Origin of the sequence: Streptomyces panaciradicis, from assembly GCF_023516615.1 — a bacterium.
In the GTDB taxonomy this organism is placed as follows: domain Bacteria; phylum Actinomycetota; class Actinomycetes; order Streptomycetales; family Streptomycetaceae; genus Streptomyces; species Streptomyces panaciradicis.
Window position 1 is genome coordinate 15,908 of record NZ_JAMGBF010000015.1, and the last position, 17,459, is coordinate 33,366.

At 73.1% G+C, this 17,459-nt stretch carries 17 protein-coding genes; 4 read left to right on the plus strand and 13 right to left on the minus strand.

Annotation, left to right across the window (positions count from 1 at the left end; genetic code table 11):
• Positions 1-50: 50 nt before the first annotated feature.
• Genes M8J74_RS06210 through M8J74_RS06240 form a run of 7 tightly spaced genes read right to left on the minus strand, consistent with a single transcriptional unit; the run spans position 51 to position 7,204 of the window.
• Positions 51-1,466 carry an NAD(P)(+) transhydrogenase (Re/Si-specific) subunit beta gene (locus M8J74_RS06210; RefSeq protein WP_249835572.1) on the minus strand — a complete coding sequence of 472 codons (1,416 nt, stop codon included), beginning with the start codon at positions 1,464-1,466 and terminating at the stop codon, positions 51-53.
• A 5-nt stretch (positions 1,467-1,471) separates the two neighbouring features.
• Positions 1,472-1,777 carry an NAD(P) transhydrogenase subunit alpha part 2 gene (locus tag M8J74_RS06215; RefSeq protein ID WP_249835441.1) on the minus strand — a complete coding sequence of 102 codons (306 nt, stop codon included), beginning with the start codon at positions 1,775-1,777 and terminating at the stop codon, positions 1,472-1,474.
• Positions 1,774-2,907, minus strand: coding sequence for an NAD(P) transhydrogenase subunit alpha (locus M8J74_RS06220; protein WP_249835442.1), 1,134 nt, complete (start codon positions 2,905-2,907; stop codon positions 1,774-1,776). Before M8J74_RS06220 ends, M8J74_RS06215 begins: the two co-directional genes overlap by 4 nt.
• Positions 2,908-2,949: 42 nt before the next feature.
• Positions 2,950-3,963 carry a zinc-dependent alcohol dehydrogenase gene (locus M8J74_RS06225; RefSeq protein ID WP_249835443.1) on the minus strand — a complete coding sequence of 338 codons (1,014 nt, stop codon included), beginning with the start codon at positions 3,961-3,963 and terminating at the stop codon, positions 2,950-2,952.
• A complete protein-coding gene (locus M8J74_RS06230; RefSeq protein WP_249835444.1) occupies positions 3,960-4,343 on the minus strand; it encodes a DUF779 domain-containing protein in 384 nt (127 codons plus the stop codon). Before M8J74_RS06230 ends, M8J74_RS06225 begins: the two co-directional genes overlap by 4 nt.
• A gap of 15 nt (positions 4,344-4,358) precedes the next feature.
• Positions 4,359-5,879 carry an aldehyde dehydrogenase family protein gene (locus tag M8J74_RS06235; RefSeq protein WP_249835445.1) on the minus strand — a complete coding sequence of 507 codons (1,521 nt, stop codon included), beginning with the start codon at positions 5,877-5,879 and terminating at the stop codon, positions 4,359-4,361.
• 44 nt (positions 5,880-5,923) lie between these two features.
• Complete coding sequence (locus tag M8J74_RS06240) at positions 5,924-7,204, minus strand: GAF domain-containing protein (protein ID WP_249835446.1); 1,281 nt, start codon at positions 7,202-7,204, stop codon at positions 5,924-5,926.
• A 436-nt stretch (positions 7,205-7,640) separates the two neighbouring features.
• Here M8J74_RS06240 and M8J74_RS06245 point away from each other — a divergent pair, with 436 nt between their 5' ends.
• The gene (locus M8J74_RS06245) at positions 7,641-8,525 is read left to right on the plus strand and encodes a universal stress protein (protein WP_249835447.1); all 885 of its coding nucleotides are present in this window, start codon (positions 7,641-7,643) and stop codon (positions 8,523-8,525) included.
• Between the two features lie 13 nt (positions 8,526-8,538).
• Here M8J74_RS06245 and M8J74_RS06250 read toward each other — a convergent pair whose 3' ends face one another.
• From M8J74_RS06250 to M8J74_RS06260, 3 genes are read right to left on the minus strand one after another with little or no spacing between them, the layout of a single operon-like run.
• A complete protein-coding gene (locus M8J74_RS06250) occupies positions 8,539-9,387 on the minus strand; it encodes a phosphatase PAP2 family protein (RefSeq protein ID WP_249835448.1) in 849 nt (282 codons plus the stop codon).
• A complete protein-coding gene (locus M8J74_RS06255; protein ID WP_249835449.1) occupies positions 9,384-10,202 on the minus strand; it encodes a polyphosphate polymerase domain-containing protein in 819 nt (272 codons plus the stop codon). Before M8J74_RS06255 ends, M8J74_RS06250 begins: the two co-directional genes overlap by 4 nt.
• Positions 10,199-10,858 (minus strand): DUF4956 domain-containing protein, encoded by a 660-nt coding sequence (locus tag M8J74_RS06260; RefSeq protein WP_249835450.1) that lies wholly within the window; start codon positions 10,856-10,858, stop codon positions 10,199-10,201. Before M8J74_RS06260 ends, M8J74_RS06255 begins: the two co-directional genes overlap by 4 nt.
• A gap of 152 nt (positions 10,859-11,010) precedes the next feature.
• On the opposite strand from M8J74_RS06260, the gene M8J74_RS06265 reads away from it, so the two are divergent.
• Together M8J74_RS06265 and M8J74_RS06270 are read left to right on the plus strand one after the other, a co-directional pair.
• Positions 11,011-11,682: a response regulator transcription factor gene (locus tag M8J74_RS06265; RefSeq protein ID WP_063824498.1), complete on the plus strand. Its 672-nt coding sequence runs from the start codon at positions 11,011-11,013 to the stop codon at positions 11,680-11,682.
• Positions 11,679-13,052, plus strand: a complete 1,374-nt coding sequence (locus M8J74_RS06270; protein WP_249835451.1) for a sensor histidine kinase — start codon at positions 11,679-11,681, stop codon at positions 13,050-13,052. Before M8J74_RS06265 ends, M8J74_RS06270 begins: the two co-directional genes overlap by 4 nt.
• A gap of 24 nt (positions 13,053-13,076) precedes the next feature.
• Here the strand turns inward: M8J74_RS06270 and M8J74_RS06275 are convergent, their stop codons facing one another.
• The 3 genes from M8J74_RS06275 to M8J74_RS06285 all read right to left on the minus strand — a co-directional run bounded on the left by M8J74_RS06275 (position 13,077) and on the right by M8J74_RS06285 (position 16,767).
• The gene (locus M8J74_RS06275) at positions 13,077-14,804 is read right to left on the minus strand and encodes a GAF domain-containing sensor histidine kinase (protein WP_249835452.1); all 1,728 of its coding nucleotides are present in this window, start codon (positions 14,802-14,804) and stop codon (positions 13,077-13,079) included.
• A gap of 118 nt (positions 14,805-14,922) precedes the next feature.
• Positions 14,923-15,951, minus strand: a complete 1,029-nt coding sequence (gap, locus tag M8J74_RS06280; RefSeq protein WP_249835453.1) for a type I glyceraldehyde-3-phosphate dehydrogenase — start codon at positions 15,949-15,951, stop codon at positions 14,923-14,925.
• A 123-nt stretch (positions 15,952-16,074) separates the two neighbouring features.
• Positions 16,075-16,767, minus strand: a complete 693-nt coding sequence (locus tag M8J74_RS06285) for a response regulator (protein ID WP_249835454.1) — start codon at positions 16,765-16,767, stop codon at positions 16,075-16,077.
• A 290-nt stretch (positions 16,768-17,057) separates the two neighbouring features.
• Between M8J74_RS06285 and M8J74_RS06290 the strand changes: the two genes are divergently transcribed.
• Complete coding sequence (locus M8J74_RS06290; protein ID WP_249835455.1) at positions 17,058-17,456, plus strand: HPF/RaiA family ribosome-associated protein; 399 nt, start codon at positions 17,058-17,060, stop codon at positions 17,454-17,456.
• Positions 17,457-17,459: the final 3 nt, after the last annotated feature.

Genomic DNA, 17,459 nt, shown 5'->3' on the forward strand with positions numbered 1-17,459 from the left:
CCACGCGAAGCGCCCCCGCGGGTGACCGCGGGGGCGCTGTCCTGTGCGGTTCAGCCGACGAACTCGCCGACCGCCGACTTCAGTTCGCTCAGTCCCTTCTTCGCGTCGGTGAAGAACATCCCGGTCTTGGGGTCGGTGTAGAGCTCGTTGTCGATGCCCGCGTACCCGTGGCCCATCGAGCGCTTGATGACCACGACGCTCTTGGCCTTGTCGACGTCGAGGATCGGCATGCCCGAGATGGCGTTGCCGGGCTTGCGGGCGATGGGGTTGGTGACGTCGTTGGCGCCGATGACGAGCGCGACGTCGGCCTGCGGGAATTCCGGGTTGACGTCGTCCATCTCCTTGAGCTGGGTGTAGGGGACGTTGGCCTCGGCCAGCAGCACGTTCATGTGCCCGGGCATGCGGCCGGCGACCGGGTGGACGGCGTAGCTGACGTCGACGCCGTGGTCGGTGAGCAGCTTGGCGAGGTCGCCGAGTTCGTGCTGGGCCTGGGCGGCGGCCAGGCCGTAGCCCGGCACGATGATGACCTTGCTCGCGTACGCCAGCTGGATCGCCACGTCGTCCGCGGAGACCGGCCGCACCTGGGCGGCGGCGCCTCCCGCGACGGCCGCGGGAGCGCTGTCGCCGGTGCCGAAGCCACCGACCACGATGTTGGCGATCGACCGGTTCATGGCGTCGGCCATCAGCTTGGTGAGGATGCCACCGGAGGAGCTGACCAGCATGCCCGCGATGATCAGCGCGGTCTCGTTCAGGACGAAGCCGGCCATCGCGACGGCGGATCCGGTGAAGGCGTTCAGCAGGGCGATGACGACCGGCATGTCCGCGCCGCCGATGGGCAGCACCATCGTCACGCCGAACAGCAGGGCGACGGCCACCAGTCCGTAGAGGGCGACGAGGGAGTCGGGCGACAGCACCAGCCACACGGTGCCCACGACGAAGGACGCCGGCAGCAGCACGTTGAGCAGCCGCGCTCCGGGGAAGACGACCGGCGCGCCGGAGACGACCCCCTGGAGCTTGCCGGCCGCGATCAGCGAGCCGGAGAAGGTGACCGCGCCGATGACGATGTCCAGGGCGCCCGGCAGGGAGACGCGGGCGCCGAGGGCGGCCGGGTGGTCGGCCTGGAGGAGGTCGTTGACCGCGATGAGGGCGGCCGCTCCGCCGCCGACGGCGTTGAACAGGCTGACCAGTTGGGGCATGGCGGTCATCTTGACCTCGCGCGCGGCGTACAGGCCGAGCGCGGCGCCGATCAGGCCGCCGGAGACGAGGACCAGCCAGCCGGTCGTGGTGATCGTGCCCTCGTGGATCACCAGCCACACGGTGGCGGCGATCGCGACGGCCATCGCGGCGGCGGAGATCGCGTTGCCGCGGCGGGCGGTGCGCGGGTGGTTCATCAGGTGCAGGCCGAGCACGAAGCAGGCCGCGGAGCCGAGGAAGATGTAGTGGACGGCGTTGGAGACGGTGTCCATGTCGCTCACACGTCCTTCTTCTCGGCGGGCCGGGCCTTGAACATCTCCAGCATCCGGTCGGTGACGAGGTATCCGCCGACGACGTTCATCGCCCCGAACACCATGGCCACGAAGGCGAGGACGTAGCCGAGCCAGGTGTGCGACTCGGCGGCGATGAGCATGGCGCCGATGACGACGATGCCGTGCACGGCGTTCGAGCCGGACATCAGCGGGGTGTGCAGGGTCGCGGGGACCTTGCTGATGACCTCGACGCCGATCAGGACGCTCAGCACGAACACGGTGATCGCGGTGAGGAGATCGAGCTCGTTCATGAGGTCGCGCCTCCCTTCGGTGACGCTTCGCCCAGCAGCGCGGCCGTGATCTCGTCGGCCGGGTCGAGGACGAGTTCGCCGTCGCGCACGAGGTGGCGCAGGAGCGCGACGAGGTTGCGGGCGTACGCCGTGGAGGCCGCGGTCGCCATGGCGGACGGCAGCCGGCCGGCGCCGATGACGGTGACGCCGCCTGCGAGGACGTCCGTCTTGTCGGGTTCGGAGCCCTCGACGTTGCCGCCGAGGTCGCTGGCGGCGAGGTCGACGACGACCGAGCCGGGCTTCATGCCCCTGACCGCGGCCGCGGTGACCAGCAGCGGCGGTTTTCGGCCGGGGACCTGGGCGGTGGTGATGACGATGTCGGTGCGGGCGATGTGCGCGTCCAGGGCCGCGCGCTGGGCCCGCTGCTCCTCCTCCGTCAGCTCCCGCGCGTAGCCGCCCTGTCCGGCGCCCGGTTCCCCTGGTGCCTGGCTCTGGATGTCAAGGAACCGGGCGCCCAGCGACTCCACCTCCCCTCTCGACTCGGGACGTACGTCGTAGGCGGTGACGACGGCGCCGAGGCGGCGGGCGGTGGCGATCGCCTGCAGCCCGGCCACTCCGGCGCCCAGGACCAGGACCTGTGCGGGGCGCATGGTGCCCGCCGCGGTGGTCAGCATCGGGAAGAACCGGTCGTAGGAGTCGGCCGCGAGGACGGCGGCCTTGTAGCCGGCGACGTTGGCCTGGGAGGTCAGCGCGTCCATGGACTGGGCGCGGCTGAGGGTGCGCGGCAGCAGATCGAGGCTCACCGTGCGCACCCCGCGCTCGGCCAGCTCCCGCACGAGGGCGGGGTGGCGCAGCGGTTCGAGCAGGCCGATCAGGGTCTGTCCGGCGCGCAGCGACCGTGCGCTCTCGGCGTCCGGCGGGCCCACGCACAGCACGGCGTCCGCGCGCGCGTACAGCTCGTCCGCCGGTACGACGCCTGCGCCCGCCTCGGTGTAGTCGGCGTCGGTGAACCAGGCGCCGGAGCCGGCCCCGGTCTCGACCAGTACGTCGATGCCGGCCCGGGTGAGCAGGGTGACCGCCTCGGGGACGAGGGCGACACGGCGTTCGCCGGGCGCCCGCTCCCGTACGGCACCTACGGTGACGTGTGGCATGATCTGCTGCCTCTCTCCTGGGCCGCGGGGGTGTCCCGGGCCTCAGAACTCGAAGACGAGCCGGGCTTCGGCCCGTCCGCCGAGGACCTCGTCGAAGGAGTCGTTGACCTGGTCCAGGCGCCGGGTCTCGGCGATGACCTGGGTGCGGCCGGCGGCGTGCAGGGCGAAGACCTCGGCCAGGTCCTGGCGCGTGCCCACTATCGAGCCTATGACGGAGATGCCGCCGAGGACGGTCTCGAAGATGGGCACCTTGATCGCGGCGTCGTCGGCGGGCAGCGCGACCATGACCAGGCGTCCGCCGCGGTTGAGCGACCGGAACGCCTGCTCGAAGGCCGTGGGGGCCGCGGCGAGCACGACGGCGACGTCCGCGCCGCCGGCCTTCCTGATCTCCTCGACGGGGTCGTGGGTGCGGGCGTTGACGATCTCGTCGGCGCCGAGCCGGTGGGCCAGGCCCAGCTTGTCGGGTTCCAGGTCGACGGCGGTGACCAGGCCGCCGACGAGACGGGCGTACTGCAGGGCGAGGTGGCCGAGGCCGCCGATGCCGAAGACGGCGACCCGCTCGGCCGGGACCACGCGGGCGACCTTGATCGCCTTGTACGTGGTGACGCCGGCGCAGGTCAGGGGCGCCGCGTCGAAGGAGCTGACCCCGTCGGGCACGCGGACGATACCGCTCGCGTCGGCGACGGCGTACTCGGCGTAGCAACCGTCGACGCTGTAGCCGGAGTTGACCTGGGACTCGCACAGGGTCTCCCAGCCGGAGACGCAGTAGCGGCAGGTGCCGCAGGAGGAGCCGAGCCACGGCACGGCGACCCGCTTGCCGACGAGGTCGGCGGGAACGCCCGCGCCGACGGCCGTGACGGGGCCGATGCCCTCGTGGCCGGGGACGAACGGCGGCCGGGGCTTGACCGGCCAGTCGCCGTGCGCCGCGTGGATGTCGGTGTGGCACAGGCCGGAGGCCTCCATCTTCACGAGTACCTGGCCGGGTCCGGGCTCGGGGACGGGCAGGTCCTGGATCTCCAGGGGCTTGCCGAAGTCGGTGACGACTGCTGCCTTCATCGATCTGCTCCTCGACTGGTGCGGTTTCCGGGTGCCTCGACCCGGGTCACGAAGTGCAGCCCGTCCCCGGCTGCGAGGGAGAATCCGCCCGGTGTGCCCTCCTCGACGTCCAGGACGAGGAAGGGGCGGCCGAGCGCCTGGTACTGGTCGGCGTCCATGTGGAAGGTGCAGCCGTCGACGACGCCGACGAGCAGGTCACCGCCTCCCAGGGCGAACTCGCCGCCCTCGAAGCACATCGGGTCGCTGCCGTCGCAGCAGCCGCCCGACTGGACGAACATCACCGGCCCGCCGTGGGCGGCGCACAGGGCCGCGATCGCCCTGCGCGCCGCACGCGTGGCGGTGACGCGCCCGGGGGTGCCCCTCTCCGCCTTCTCGGACATGTCGCCGTACTCCTCCTAGAACAGCCCGAGCGGCTTGTCGCTGTAGCTGACCAGCAGGTTCTTGGTCTGGCTGTAGTGCTCGAGCATCATCTTGTGGGTCTCACGGCCGATGCCGGAGATCTTGTAGCCACCGAACGCGGCACCCGCGGGGTACTGGTGGTAGCAGTTCGTCCAGACGCGGCCGGCCTTGATCGCGCGGCCCATCCGGTAGGTGCGGGAGGTGTCGCGGCTCCACACGCCGGCGCCGAGGCCGTACAGCGTGTCGTTGGCGATCTCCAGCGCCTCGGCCTCGTCCTTGAAGGTGGTGACGGCGAGGACGGGTCCGAAGATCTCCTCCTGGAAGACGCGCATCCTGTTGTGGCCCTTGAGGACGGTCGGCTCGAAGAAGTAGCCGTCCGCGAACTCGCCGCCGATTCCGGGCCGGTGGCCGCCGACCAGCAGTTCGGCGCCCTCCTTCAGGCCGATCTCGACGTACGACGCGATCTTGTCGATCTGCTGCCGGGAGACCTGGGGTCCCATCATGGTGTCGGTGTCGAGGGGGTCGCCCTGCTTGATGGCGCGGATGCGCTCCAGGCAGCGGCCCATGAACTCCTCGTAGATGTCCTCCTGGACGAGCGCACGGGAGGGGCAGGTGCAGACCTCGCCCTTATTGAACGCGTACAGGACGAGTCCCTCGACGGCCTTGTCCAGGAAGTCGTCGTCGTGGGCGGCGACGTCGGCGAAGAAGATGTTCGGCGACTTGCCGCCGAGCTCCAGGGTGACGGGGATGATGTTCTCCGCCGCGTACTGCATGATCAGGCGGCCGGTGACGGTCTCGCCGGTGAAGGCGACCTTGGCGATCCGCCTGCTGGTCGCGAGGGCCTTGCCGATCTCGGCTCCGGGGCCGTTGACGACGTTGAGGACGCCCGCCGGCAGCAGGTCGCCGACGACCTCCATCAGCTTCAGGATCGACCACGGGGTGGGCGAGGCCGGCTTGATGACGCTGGCGTTGCCGGCGGCGAGCGCCGGGGCGAGCTTCCACGCGGCCATCAGCAGCGGGAAGTTGAACGGGATGATCTGGCCGACCACGCCCAGCGGCTCGTGGAAGTGGTAGGCGATCAGGTTCTTGTCGATCTCGGTGATCTCGCTCTCCTCGGCGCGGATCGCGGCCGCGAAGTAGCGGAAGTGGTCGGCGGCGAGGGGGATGTCGGCGGCCAGCGTCTCGCGGACCGGCTTGCCGTTGTCCCAGCTCTCGGCGACCGCGAGTTCCTCGCGGTGGGCGTCGATGGCGTCGGCGACCTTGTTCAGCACCGCGGCGCGTTCGGCGGTGGAGGCCTCGCCCCACTTGTCCTTGGCGGCGTGGGCGGCGTCGAGGGCGAGTTCGATGTCGGCGGCCCCCGAACGCGGAATCTCACAGATGGGCTTGGCCGTGGCCGGGCACAGGTTGACCGCGTACTGATCCGTGGTCGGCGCCTGCCACTTGCCTCCGATGAAGTTCTCGTAGCGTGGCGCCACGTCGACCGGGCTGCCGGGCCTGCCCGGAGACTCGTACTTCATGACCGTCCCCTTTCGATGACGACGATCCGCTGATGCTCCACACGCTAGGAACGGGAACGCTGCAATACCGCTGCATGCCGCCTGACCTGCGGGACCACCCCGCTCTCCAGGCCGAGGGCGCGGGCCCTGGCGGCCGCCGCCGCACGCTGCGGGGAGCCGCCCGGCAGGGTGTGGGCGAGCGCCGACCAGGCGGGTGCGTCGTCGCCGCCCCAGCCGGCGTCGACCCAGCGGCGCAGCAGTCCGGAATCCCCGCTGACCAGGACGGCGCCGCGCAACTGCTGCTCCAGGCAACGGCGTTGCTCCACGATCACCGGGGCGTCGGAGCGGGGCAGCAGCGGGCCGGGGTAACGGGCGAGGGCCTCGGCGACCCGGCCCTCGGCGAGGAGTTCCGCCACGTCGCCGAAGTCGGTGCGCACGGGCCGCAGCAGGGCGTAGGGCCGTGAGCCGAGCAGTTCGGGTCCCAGCACGGCGCGCAGCCGCGTCAGTTCGGCCCGCAGGGTGGAGGCGGGCACCTCCCGGTCGGACAGGTCCACCGCGAGCCGTTCTCCGGTCACGCCGTGGCCGGCGAGGGCGAGCGCGAGGACGATCTCGCTGTGCCGGGGGCTGAGCCGGCGTCTGCGTCCGGCGTCCTCCAGCAGGACAGTGTCCCGGCCCAGCGCGTACAGGCTCAGCGCGTCCCCGTGGGGCGTTCGTACGCAGGCGAGTTCGGCCTCGGCGGCCAGCGCGGCGGCCCGCACCGCCGCGAGGGCCGGCGGGGTGGCGATGGTCGGCCCGCCGGACAGGTCGACGACCCCCACGACGCGGCCGGTGCGCGGGTCGCGGACGGGCGCGGCGGCGCAGGACCAGCCGTGCACGGCGGCGCTGTAGTGCTCCCCCGTCACGATCTGCACGGCACACCCCAACTGCAGTGCCGTTCCCGGTGCGTTGGTGCCGGCCTGCCGTTCGGACCAGGCGGCGCCCTCGGCGAAGTGCATGCGTTCGGCGCGCCCGACGGCCTTGGTGTCCCCCTCGACCCACAGCAGGGTTCCGTCGGCGTCGCCGACGGCGAACACGTGCCCGTCGTCGGCGGCCCCGGTGCCCAGCACCTCGCGGAGCATGGGCAGCGCGGCGGCGAGCGGGTGGGCGGTGCGGTAGGCGCGCAGTTCCTCCGCGGTCCTCAGCAGCGGCGGCAGCCGGCTGCCGTCGGGCCGTACCGTGCTCCGCGCGCAGCGCCGCCAGGATTCGGCCACCAGACGGCGGGTTCCCGGTGCCGTGCCGGGGGAGGTGACGAACCGCTCGTGCGCGGTGCGCGACGCGGAGAGCGAGGCGGCGGTGGAAGCGTCCATGGCACCTCCCGCATGGCTTCCTCCCGGTCGGGTCACCCCAGCCTCCGGCTCGCGCCGCGCGGCCTGCAGAGGCCGAAGGGCCCCGGGACAGGGCCGCTCGGGCCCCGTCCGGGCACCGGGTGCCGCGACGGGGCTGTCCCTTCGCGTTCCGCCTCTCAGCCTGGCCCGGTGCCGGGGCCACGGGCAGGGGCCACCCGGTCATGCGGGGCGGCCGCTGGACCCCATTCACGCCGTGTGCCGCCGAGTTGCGCCGTCCACGCGACCGCCACCGACCCCGCGGTGCGGCGGCACAACGACCGGTGCTGCCCGCTGCGGGCTCCGGTCGGCCGTTGTTTACTGGCTATGAGCGGTGACCGGCGCGGCGCCCGCTGCCGGGCCGGTCCGACGATGGCGGTTGCCCGTGGCCATCGGCCTCCTCGCACACGTGGCGGTGACGATGACGCAGCTTGAGGAACGAAACCCGATCGTGGTCGGCGTGGACCCGGACCCGGGCAACCGTACGGCGCTGGCCTGGGCCGCCGACGAGGCGGACCGGCGGGACCTGCCGCTGCTGCTGGTCCTCGCCCAGGGGACGGCGACCCCCGGGTACCGGCCGACGGGCGGGCGGCCGACCTGGGAGGAGTGGAGCGCGGCGCTGCACGCGTCGGGGGACCGCGCGCTCGGCGAGGCGGTGTCCTTCGTCGAGTCCCGGTGTCCGCGGGTCCGGGTGTCCGGGCTGCTGGCGGAGGGACACCCGGCCTGGGTGCTGCGGGAGCAGGCGCAGAAGGCCACGGAGGTGGTGCTGGGTTCCTGGCACCTGAGCGCCGTACGGGAGCTGTTCACCTCGGCCGCCGTCGCCCTGCCGGTGGTGGCCCACGCCCCCTGCCCGGTGGTGGTCGTCCCCGAGCCGGAGCACCTCACCCGGCAGCCGCCGTACTTCGTGGTCGGGGTGGACGCCGGCCCGCACTCCGCTGCGGCCGTCGACTTCGCCTTCGAGGAAGCCGCGCTGCGCGGCGCGGCCCTGCGGGCCCTGTACGTGTGGCACACGCCGGTCCTCGGCCTCCTGGACGAGAACGCGGCCGTCCAGGAGTGCCGCCGGTCGCTGTCGGAGGCGGTGGCCGGGCCTTCCGCCGCCCATCCGGAGGTCGAACTGCACCACGAGGTCGTGCGCGGTCACCCGGTGGAAGCCCTCACCACGGCGTCGGAACACGCCCTCGGCCTGGTCGTGGGCACCCGCGGACACGGTGGCTTCACCGGCATGCTGCTGGGCTCCGTGAGCCAGGGCGTGCTGCATCATGCGCGCTGCCCGGTGATCACCGTCCCGCACGCGCACGACCGGTAGCGCCGCGAGCCGCTCAGTGGCCGCCGACGGCGAGTTCGTAGTCGCCGATCAGGTCGCCCAGCAGGGTGCCCGCGAGGAGGTCGGTGGTGACGTGGCCGGCCATGTACAGGCGGGAGTAGAGGACCTCGGCGCGCATCCACTCGTAGTCGGCGGCGCGGTGCGGACTGAGCGCGCTGAGGAGGGTGACGGCGGCGGCGGAACGGGCGGCGTGGCGGGAGGGATAGGAGTAGGGGCCCTTGGCGCCGGGCTTGACGTGCTTGTCCGGGCGCAGGGTCGGGTCCAAGACGAAGGGGGCCGGCTGTGCGTCCTGGGCCGCCAGCCGGTCGCCGATCGTCTTGGCCAGCTTCAGCGCGGACTTGAGTTCCGCCTTCTCGGCCGCGCCCTGCCGGGCGGGGACCAGCTCGCGCTGGTCGTGCAGGTACAGCTTCCAGATGTCCTTCTTGCCGTAGAGCTCCAGCCAGGACGCCGCCTTCTCCCCGGCCGCGGTGCGGGTCCGGGCGAGTGCCTGCACCTGGTGGAGTTCGGCGGTGCGCCGCTCGGCCGACGGCGGTGCCGGGACCTGGCGGGCCGCCCAGGCGGCGAACGCCGCGTCGTCGCGGGCGCGGCCGTGCGCGGCCTTCCACCGGGCGAAGAGGGCGTCGGCCTTCTTGCGCTGCTCCCCCGCCTGCTTGCCGATCGTGGCGATCCGGGCGTCGGGGAAGAGGGTGGGCGGCGGGTTCTGCTTGATCAGCGCCGTGGCTCCGGGCTTCTTCTTCACGGGCGTGGAGGCGGCGGCCGGGTGCAGCAGGCCGAAGGCGGCCGCGGCGACCGCGAGCAGCGCGATCACGGCGTAGGGCCACGTGAGGCGACGCGGGGTGTTCATGCGGCGGGGGTCCTTTCGAGGAGCGGTGCGGTGCTCGTCCCCGCCGTGAAGTGGGTGCGGGCGAGGCGGCGTACGTCGTTGTCGGGCAGGCCGGGAGTGAGCAGGGAGCGGCCGACGACGTACTTGCTCAGCGAGACGGGCCGGCCGCCCAGGCGCAGCAGCAGCCGGTCGGCCGGGGCGGGCCGGGCACCGCCCTTGGTCTCGACGAGCACGCGGCCGGGGTCGAGGGCGGCGGTGCGGTCGCCGTACCGGAAGGTGAGGGCGCCGTCGAGGGTCACGCGGGTGCCGTGGACGAGGTCGGCGAGGGCGGCGCGGACGTAGCGCACCTCCGCGGCCGGAACCAGTTGTCCGGCGCCGACCGGGATCGAGGCACCGCTCAGGGTCTCGTCGACGAACTCGGCGGCGCGGGCACGGAGTTCGCCGTGCTCGCCGGCCGGGATCCGCAGGGCGTGCTTGACCGTGGCGCCGCGGCCGTCCTTGGTCTTGACCTCCACCCGGCACAGTCCGTCCTCCGCGTACAGGCGGGTGCGGACCTTCCAGCGCCGGCGCCGCCCCTGGACGTGGGCGTGCCAGGCGGCCAGCCGGGGGGTGTCGAAGTAGGCGCTGACGTAGCTCGTCGTGCGGCGCCCCGCCAGGTCGAGGACGTGATGGCTGTCGGCGAGCAGGCGGACGAAGGTCTGAGCCAGGTCGACCGGCACCAGGTACTTGCGGTCGGTGCGGTGCTGCAGGGCCGCCGCCGCGTCGACCTCGGCGAGGGTCGCGCCGCGCAGGGCGGGCAGCCCCAGCCCGGCCGCGAAGGAGGACGCGGAGGTCATGACGCCGTCACCTGCTCGCGCGGTCCGGCGTCCGCGGCGGCCGGGAGGTCGTGCGGTCCGACGGGGAAGTGGGCCAGGACCCGGGTCGTCTCGCGTACGTAGTCGACCTCCTCGACGAGGACGGACAGCGGGGCCCGTCCGAGGCGCAGCGCCACGTCCTGCGCGACCAGGGCCGACTCGGGGTGGATCCGGTCCAGGGTGATCCTGACCTGCGTCGTCGGCGGCTCGTACCTCCTGGGGTCGTCGACCACCAGGACGGCGACCAGGACCACGGCGACCAGGGCGACGACGAGCCAGGACTGCCGATGCGGCAGTCCGGCGCACAGGGCGACGACCAGGCTGACGAAGGTGTAGGCGACGTCGCGCAGGGTGAACGCCGCGCTGCGCAGCCGCACCAGGGAGAGGATGCCGAACAGTCCGAAGCCGACTCCGGCCGGGAACTTCCCGGCGCTGATGGTGCTCATCGCGGCGAACAGGCCGACGTTCAGCGCGGCCAGGACCAGCGGCATGGCCGGCGCGCTGGGGCGGCGGCGATGCAGCAGGCCGACCAGGATCAGCAGGGCGACGACGTCGAGGCCGCCGCGGGCCAGCAGGTCCGCGGGGGCGATGTGGCCGGTGATGCCCTTGGCGGAGAGCACCGTGACCGCTGTGTGCATGACTGTCCCTTCCGTCACGGCACGTCGGACGGCGGACCGGTCGCGGCCCGCGGGGCACCGCGACGTGAAGGAAGGTAGGGATGTCACATGAACAGACCATGAAGGCTTCCCGACGTGCCTGACCGGGGACGGGGCCGATTAGCCTGGCCGTCATGCACTGCCTGGTCGTCGACGACGAACGCCGCCTCACGGACCTGGTCGTCCGCTACCTCACCGAGTCCGGTCACACCGCCGAGGGCCGCTACGACGGCCCGTCCGGGCTGGCCGCAGCCCGCGACCCGCGAGTGGACGCCGTGGTGCTGGACGTGATGCTGCCGGGCACGGACGGGGTCCAGGTGTGCCGGAGCCTGCGCGAGGAGGGCGTCGAGGTGCCGGTGATCCTGCTGACCGCGCGCGGCGCGATCGACGAACGGGTGGCCGGACTGGACGCGGGCGCCGACGACTACCTGGTCAAGCCGTTCGCCATGGAGGAGCTGCTGGCCCGGCTGCGGGCCGTCTCCCGGCGCCGTCCGGACTGCTCCGGCCGCCTGCGCGTCGGTGACCTCGTCCTCGACACCGAGCAGCAGCGCGCCTGGCGAGCGGACAGCGAACTCGACCTGTCCCGCAGGGAGTTCGACGTCCTGAGAGTGCTGATGGAGAACGCCGGCCGGGTGGTGACCCGGCTGCGGCTGCTCGAGGAGGTGTGGGACGGCGAGACCGACCTGCGCAGCAACGCCATCGACGTGCACGTCTCCAAGGTGCGCGCGAAGGTCGACCGGGCCTTCGGCCGTATGACGATCACGACGCTGCGCGGGCGCGGCTACCGCCTGGAGACCGCGCCGTGAGCCTGCCGGGCGGGCTGCGCACCCGGCTGCGCCGGCTGCCCGTCGTGGCCCGGCTGGTGCTGGCCGTCGCCGTCACCATGTCCCTGGTTCTGACCGGGGCCGCCGGGCTGGTCTACTGGCGGGTCAGGACCGCCCTGGACCAGCAGCTCAACGACGACCTGACGACGTACCGGCACAGCCTCGACCAGGCGGTGCGCGCCGGGCAGGCGCTGCCGCCGGGCCCCAGCGGCAGCCTGCGGCAGATCCTCGACGCGCACGGCCGCGTCCTGCGCTCCAGCGACGCCCTGCCCCGCCGGCCCCTGCTCACCCCGGCCGAACTCGGCGCCGTCACACGGGGTGCCACCGTGCGGCGCGACGTCGGCTCGCTGCTGCCCATCACCTCCGGCACGCTGCGCCTGCAGGCCCGGCGGGTGACCGCGGGCAAAGAGCCCCGGATCGTGGTCGCCGCCGTGCGGCGCGGCCACCGCGACGAGGCGCTGCGCGAGCTCCTCGCCCAACTCGCCCTCGCCTCCGCCCTCACCCTGATCGCCGCCTCCTACGTCGGCTACCGCACCGCCCGGGCCGCCCTGCGCCCGGTGGAGCGCTACCGCGGCGGAGCCGCCACCCTCGCCGAGGGCGCCCAGAACCTGCGCCTGGACGTGCCGGCCGACCGCGACGACGAGATCACCCGGCTCGGCCACACCCTCAACCACATGCTCGACCGGCTCCAGGCGTCCGCGGAACGCGAGCGCCGGTTCGTCGCGGACGCCAGCCACGAACTGCGCACGCCACTGTCCCTGTTGCGGGCCGAGCTCGACGTGGCCCTGCACCGCCCCCGCTCGGCCGCCGAACTCACGGACACCCTGCGCTCGGTGGACACCGAGGTGCAGCGCCTGATCGACCTCTCCAACGCACTCCTCGATCTGGAGGAACTCGGCGGCACCGCGCACGTCACCCGCACCCGCGTCCGGCTGGCCGACCTCGTCGACAGTGCGGTGGGCCCGCACCGGCGCACCGCGGAGCGGTCCGGGCGCCGCCTCGCCGTCGAGGTCGCCGACGCGGACGTCGAGGTGGACACCCGCTGGCTGCGCCCGGCCATCGGCAACCTGGTCGACAACGCCCTGCGCCACGGCCGCGGGACGGTCAACGTCACGGCCGGCGTCCGCCGGCGCAGGCTGCGGCTGTGCGTCACGGACGAGGGAGAGGGATTCGCGCCGGAGTTCCTGCCCCGGGCGTTCGACCGCTTCACCCGGGCCGAGGCCAGCCGCACCGGCGAGGGGTCGGGACTGGGGCTGGCCTTCGTGCGGGGGGTGGCCACCGCCCACGGCGGCAGCGCGTACGCCGAGAACACCGGCCGCGGGGGCGCGGCCGGCCTCGACGTGCCCTGCTGAGCCGTACCCGGCCTCAGACCCGGGTCACCGGTCCCCCACCGGCACCAGCCACACCAGCGTCGTACCGCCGCCCTCGGGGCAGTCCACCCGCAGGGAGCCGCCGAGCTGTTCGGCACGCTCGGCCATGTTGCGCAGCCCGCTGCGGCGGCCGCCGTCGGGGATGCCCCTGCCGTTGTCGGCGACGGTCAGCCGCACCTCGCGGCCGTCGGTCTCCAGGGCCACGTCCGCGCGCTGGGCGCCGGAGTGGCGGGCGATGTTGGTCAGCGCCTCGGAGAGCACGGCGATCACATGGTCGGCGGTCTCCTGCGGTACGTCCGTGTCGACCAGGCCCTCCATCCGCACGCTGGGCGCGAAGCCGAGGACCGGGGTGGCCTCGCCCACCGACCGGACGACGCGGGCGCGCAGTCCGGTGCCCGCCCCGCCGTCGCGGGCGCGCAGACCGAAGATCGTCGACCTGATGATCTTGATGGTCTCGTCCAGGTCGTCGACCGCGCGGACCACGCGCTCGGCGGCCTCCTCGTGCTCGATGAAGCGGCCGGCGCTCTGCAGTGTCATACCGGTGGCGAACAGCCGCTGGATGGCCAGGTCGTGCAGGTCGCGGGCGATCCGGTCGCGGTCCTTGAGCACCGCGATCTCCTCCGCGTCGCGGCGGCGTTCGGCGAGCTCCATCGCGATGGCGGCCTGCGCGGCGAAGGACTGCAGGGGCTCGATCTCCGTGGCCGAGTACACCGGCCGCCCCTGCTTGCGCGCCAGCAGGACGACGCCGCGCGGTCCCTCCCCGCCGGTGCCGATGGGGACGGCCACGGCGGGGCCGAGTCCTTCGAAGCGCGGCGGCTCCGAGGAGATGCGCTGGTCGTGCGCGGCGTCGGAGCTGGTGACGGGGGCGGCGCCGGAGAAGGCCAGCCCCATCAGGCTGCGGTCCATGGGCAGCACGAGCCCGCGGTGGGCGTCGGCGTCCAGGCCGAAGGCGTACTCCACGGCCAGGGAGTCGGTGTCCTCCATCGGCAGCGCGACCGCCGCCAGGGCCGAGTCGGTGATCTCGCCGGCCCGCTCGGCGATCAGGCCGAGGACCTCGCTGCTCGGACCGCCCGACATCAGGCTGTGCGTGATCTCGGCGTTGGCCTGCAGCCACCGCTCGCGCAGCCGGGACTCCTCGTACAGACGGGCGTTGTCGATGGCGACGCCGGCCGCCACGGCCAGCGTCGACAGGACCGACTCGTCCTCCTCGTCGAACTGCGCCCCGCCGCGCTTCTCCGTCAGGTACAGGTTGCCGAAGACCTGCTCGCGCACCCGGATGGGCACGCCCAGGAAGGAGTTCATCGGCGGGTGGTGGGCGGGGAAGCCGTAGGAGGCGGGGTGCTCGGAGAGCTTCGCCAGCCGCAACGGCTCGGGGTGCCGGATGAGTTCCCCGAGGATGCCGTGCCCCTCGGGGTAGGGACCGATTCTGGCGATCTCCTCCGGGCCGACGCCGACGGTGTGGAAGGCCGACAGCCGCTTGCCGTCCGGGCCGATGACCCCCAGTGCGGCGTACTCGGCGTCGACCAGCACCGCGGCGGCCTCCACGATGCTGCGCAGCACCTGCTCCAGCTCCAGCTCCCGGCCGACCGAGAGCACCGCCTCCAGCAGGCTGTGCACCCGGTCGCGGGTGCCGCGAGCCGCGTCCAGCCGCGCCTGCAGCTCCTCCAGCAGCTCGTCGAGCCTGAGCTGGGGCAGCCGCACGCGAGCCTCCGCGGGCCCTTCGGAGCGTCCCACCCGTGATCCTCCACATCCCCTTGCCGTCGCCGACCGGCCTCGGCCTCATGTGCCACCGTAACGGTCTTGACGAGGGGACGATACGGGATCTCGGGTGGGAGGGAACGCTTCGGACCGGTCAGCTCCGCGGCAGCCCGGCGATCACGTGCTCGGTGAGGTCCAGCAGCCGGTTGGTGTAGCCCCATTCGTTGTCGTACCAGCCGAAGACCTTGACGAGTTCGCCGTGCGCCTGGGTCAGCGGGGCGTCCAGGACGCAGGAGGCCGGGTCGCCCACGATGTCGCGGGAGACGATCGGTGCGTCGGAGACCCGGAGGACGCCCTTCAGCGGTCCGTCGGCGGCCTCGCGGTAGGCGGCGTTGATCTCCTCCGCGCTCACCGCCCGGTCCAGGACGATGCTCAGGTCGGTCAGCGAGCCGTCCTCGACGGGCACGCGGACGGCGATGCCGTCCAGGGTGCCGGCCAGCTCCGGCAGGACCAGGCCGACGGCGCGGGCGGCGCCGGTGGAGGTGGGGATGATGTTGACGGCGGCGCTGCGGCCGCGGCGCAGGTCCTTGTGCGGGCCGTCCAGGACGACCTGGTCGTTGGTGTAGCCGTGGATGGTCGTCATCAGGCCCTTGACGACGCCGAAGTGCTCGTCGAGGACCTTGACCATGGGGGCCACGCAGTTGGTGGTGCAGGAGGCGTTCGAGATCACGTGGTGGTTCGCGGGGTCGTACGTCCCCTCGTTGACGCCCATCACCACGGTCGCGTCGACGTCCTTGCCCGGTACCGACAGCAGCACCTTGCGCGCTCCGGCCGTCAGGTGCGCCCCGGCCGTCTCGCGGGTGCGGAAGCGGCCGGTGGACTCGATGACGACGTCCACGCCCATCTCGCCCCAGGCCAGCGCCGCAGGGTCGCGCTCGGCGGTGACCGCGATGCGGTGCCCGTCGACCGTGATCGAGGTGTCGTCGTGCTCGACGGTGCGGCCGATCCGGCCGTACGTCGAGTCGAAGGCCAGCAGGTGGGCCAGCGTGGCCGGCGAGGTGATGTCGTTGATCCCGACGACCTCGATCCCCGTGCCGCTGCCGGCCGCGGCGCGCTCCAGCACGCAGCGCAGGTAGTTGCGGCCGATGCGGCCGAAGCCGTTGATGCCCACACGCACGTTCATGTCCGTCCCTCCTCGGGTGCCCGGTGGTGTCCGGGCTGCACTGCCAGCCTGCGGGAGGCGGACCGGGTCCGGCATGGGCCGTCCGGGGGCGCCCTGGGGCCGACCGGACCCCGCTCGGCCGGGTCAGTGGCCCTGCTGCCGCAGCCGGTCCTGGGCCTGCGTGGCGATGACGGCCGCCTGGATGCGCCGCTCCACGCCCAGCTTGGCCAACAGCCGGGAGATGTGGTTCTTCACCGTCTTCTCGGCCAGGAAGAGCCGCTGGCCGATCTGCCGGTTGGTCAGTCCCTCCCCGATCAGCGCGAGGATCTCCCGCTCGCGGTCGGTCAGCCCGGGCAGCGCGTCCGGTTCCTCCTCCTGGCGCTGGTCGTGGCGCAGCCGCGCCATGAGCCGCGTGGTGGCGCTGGGGTCGAGCAGGGACTGCCCCGAGGCGACGGTGCGTACGGCCGACACCAGGTCGGAGCCCTGGATCTGCTTGAGCACGTATCCGGAAGCGCCCGCCATGATGGAGTCCAGGAGGGCCTCCTCGTCGTCGAACGAGGTCAGCATCAGGCAGCTCAACTCGGGCATGCGCGAACGCAGTTCGCGGCAGACGCTGACGCCGTCGCCGTCGGGCAGGCGCACGTCGAGGACCGCCACGTCGGGTCGGAGCGCGGGGACGCGGACCAGGGCCTGTTCGGCGGTGGCCGCCTCGCCGACCACGGAGATGTCCGGCTCGTCGTTGAGCAGGTCGTGCACCCCGCGTCGTACCACCTCGTGGTCGTCCAGCAGGAAGACCCGGATCGGCTCTTCGGGTCCTGGCCGCCGGCTGTCCGCCATCAGATGCTCCTCGCCGTGTCTGTCGTGTTCCGCCGCACCGCATTCCGCGCGCGTGGGCGAAAGCGGTTCCATCCCTAGATCCTTCTCGCCCAGGAGTCCGGTGGCCAGGGCCGGTCGGCCCTGATTCCCGCCCCTTCCGCGTGCCGCTCGGGTACCCCGCGGCCACCCCGCGTGCACCTGGGCCGCGTCGAGGACCCACGGCCCCGTTCGTGGGCCGGGCGGCCCCTGGGGCGCGGCGGGCGCCGGAGGGAGTCTGGAACTGCTCACAGACGATCAAAGGGGTGGAGCACATGACTCCCAGGGACACCGGCACCGAGGCCGCCACTGCCTTCGCCGTACGCGTACGGGCCGAGGGCGACGTGGACGAGGCGGCCGTGGCCTACGTCCGGACCAAGGTGGCCGCGGCGCTGGACCGGCCGGGCCTGCCCGCAGTCGACGGAGAGGTGCGGGTCGCCAAGGCGGCCGCCCACCATGTCGAACAGCCCTGGTCCGCGGGCGCGGAGATCCGTGTGGGCGGCGAGCTGCTCGTCGTCCACGCCAGCGAGGCGAGCGCCCATGAACTCGCCGACCGGTTGCAGAACCGCCTGCGCACCCGGCTGGACCGGCTCGCCGACCGCTGGGACAGCACCCGGCGCACGGCCACCCCGCCGCCGTGGCGAGGCGGCCCGGGTCAGGAGCGAGAAGGCTAGAAC

Excerpts from the sequence above, each read along its gene's own strand:
- M8J74_RS06210 (WP_249835572.1), bottom strand. The coding sequence starts at position 1,466 with ATGGACACCGTCTCCAACGCCGTCCACTACATCTTCCTCGGCTCCGCG.
- M8J74_RS06215 (WP_249835441.1), bottom strand. The coding sequence starts at position 1,777 with ATGAACGAGCTCGATCTCCTCACCGCGATCACCGTGTTCGTGCTGAGC.
- M8J74_RS06220 (WP_249835442.1), bottom strand. The coding sequence starts at position 2,907 with ATGCCACACGTCACCGTAGGTGCCGTACGGGAGCGGGCGCCCGGCGAA.
- M8J74_RS06225 (WP_249835443.1), bottom strand. The coding sequence starts at position 3,963 with ATGAAGGCAGCAGTCGTCACCGACTTCGGCAAGCCCCTGGAGATCCAG.
- M8J74_RS06230 (WP_249835444.1), bottom strand. The coding sequence starts at position 4,343 with ATGTCCGAGAAGGCGGAGAGGGGCACCCCCGGGCGCGTCACCGCCACG.
- M8J74_RS06235 (WP_249835445.1), bottom strand. The coding sequence starts at position 5,879 with ATGAAGTACGAGTCTCCGGGCAGGCCCGGCAGCCCGGTCGACGTGGCG.
- M8J74_RS06240 (WP_249835446.1), bottom strand. The coding sequence starts at position 7,204 with ATGGACGCTTCCACCGCCGCCTCGCTCTCCGCGTCGCGCACCGCGCAC.
- M8J74_RS06245 (WP_249835447.1), top strand. The coding sequence starts at position 7,641 with ATGACGCAGCTTGAGGAACGAAACCCGATCGTGGTCGGCGTGGACCCG.
- M8J74_RS06250 (WP_249835448.1), bottom strand. The coding sequence starts at position 9,387 with ATGAACACCCCGCGTCGCCTCACGTGGCCCTACGCCGTGATCGCGCTG.
- M8J74_RS06255 (WP_249835449.1), bottom strand. The coding sequence starts at position 10,202 with ATGACCTCCGCGTCCTCCTTCGCGGCCGGGCTGGGGCTGCCCGCCCTG.
- M8J74_RS06260 (WP_249835450.1), bottom strand. The coding sequence starts at position 10,858 with ATGCACACAGCGGTCACGGTGCTCTCCGCCAAGGGCATCACCGGCCAC.
- M8J74_RS06265 (WP_063824498.1), top strand. The coding sequence starts at position 11,011 with ATGCACTGCCTGGTCGTCGACGACGAACGCCGCCTCACGGACCTGGTC.
- gap (WP_249835453.1), bottom strand. The coding sequence starts at position 15,951 with ATGAACGTGCGTGTGGGCATCAACGGCTTCGGCCGCATCGGCCGCAAC.
- M8J74_RS06285 (WP_249835454.1), bottom strand. The coding sequence starts at position 16,767 with ATGGCGGACAGCCGGCGGCCAGGACCCGAAGAGCCGATCCGGGTCTTC.
- M8J74_RS06290 (WP_249835455.1), top strand. The coding sequence starts at position 17,058 with ATGACTCCCAGGGACACCGGCACCGAGGCCGCCACTGCCTTCGCCGTA.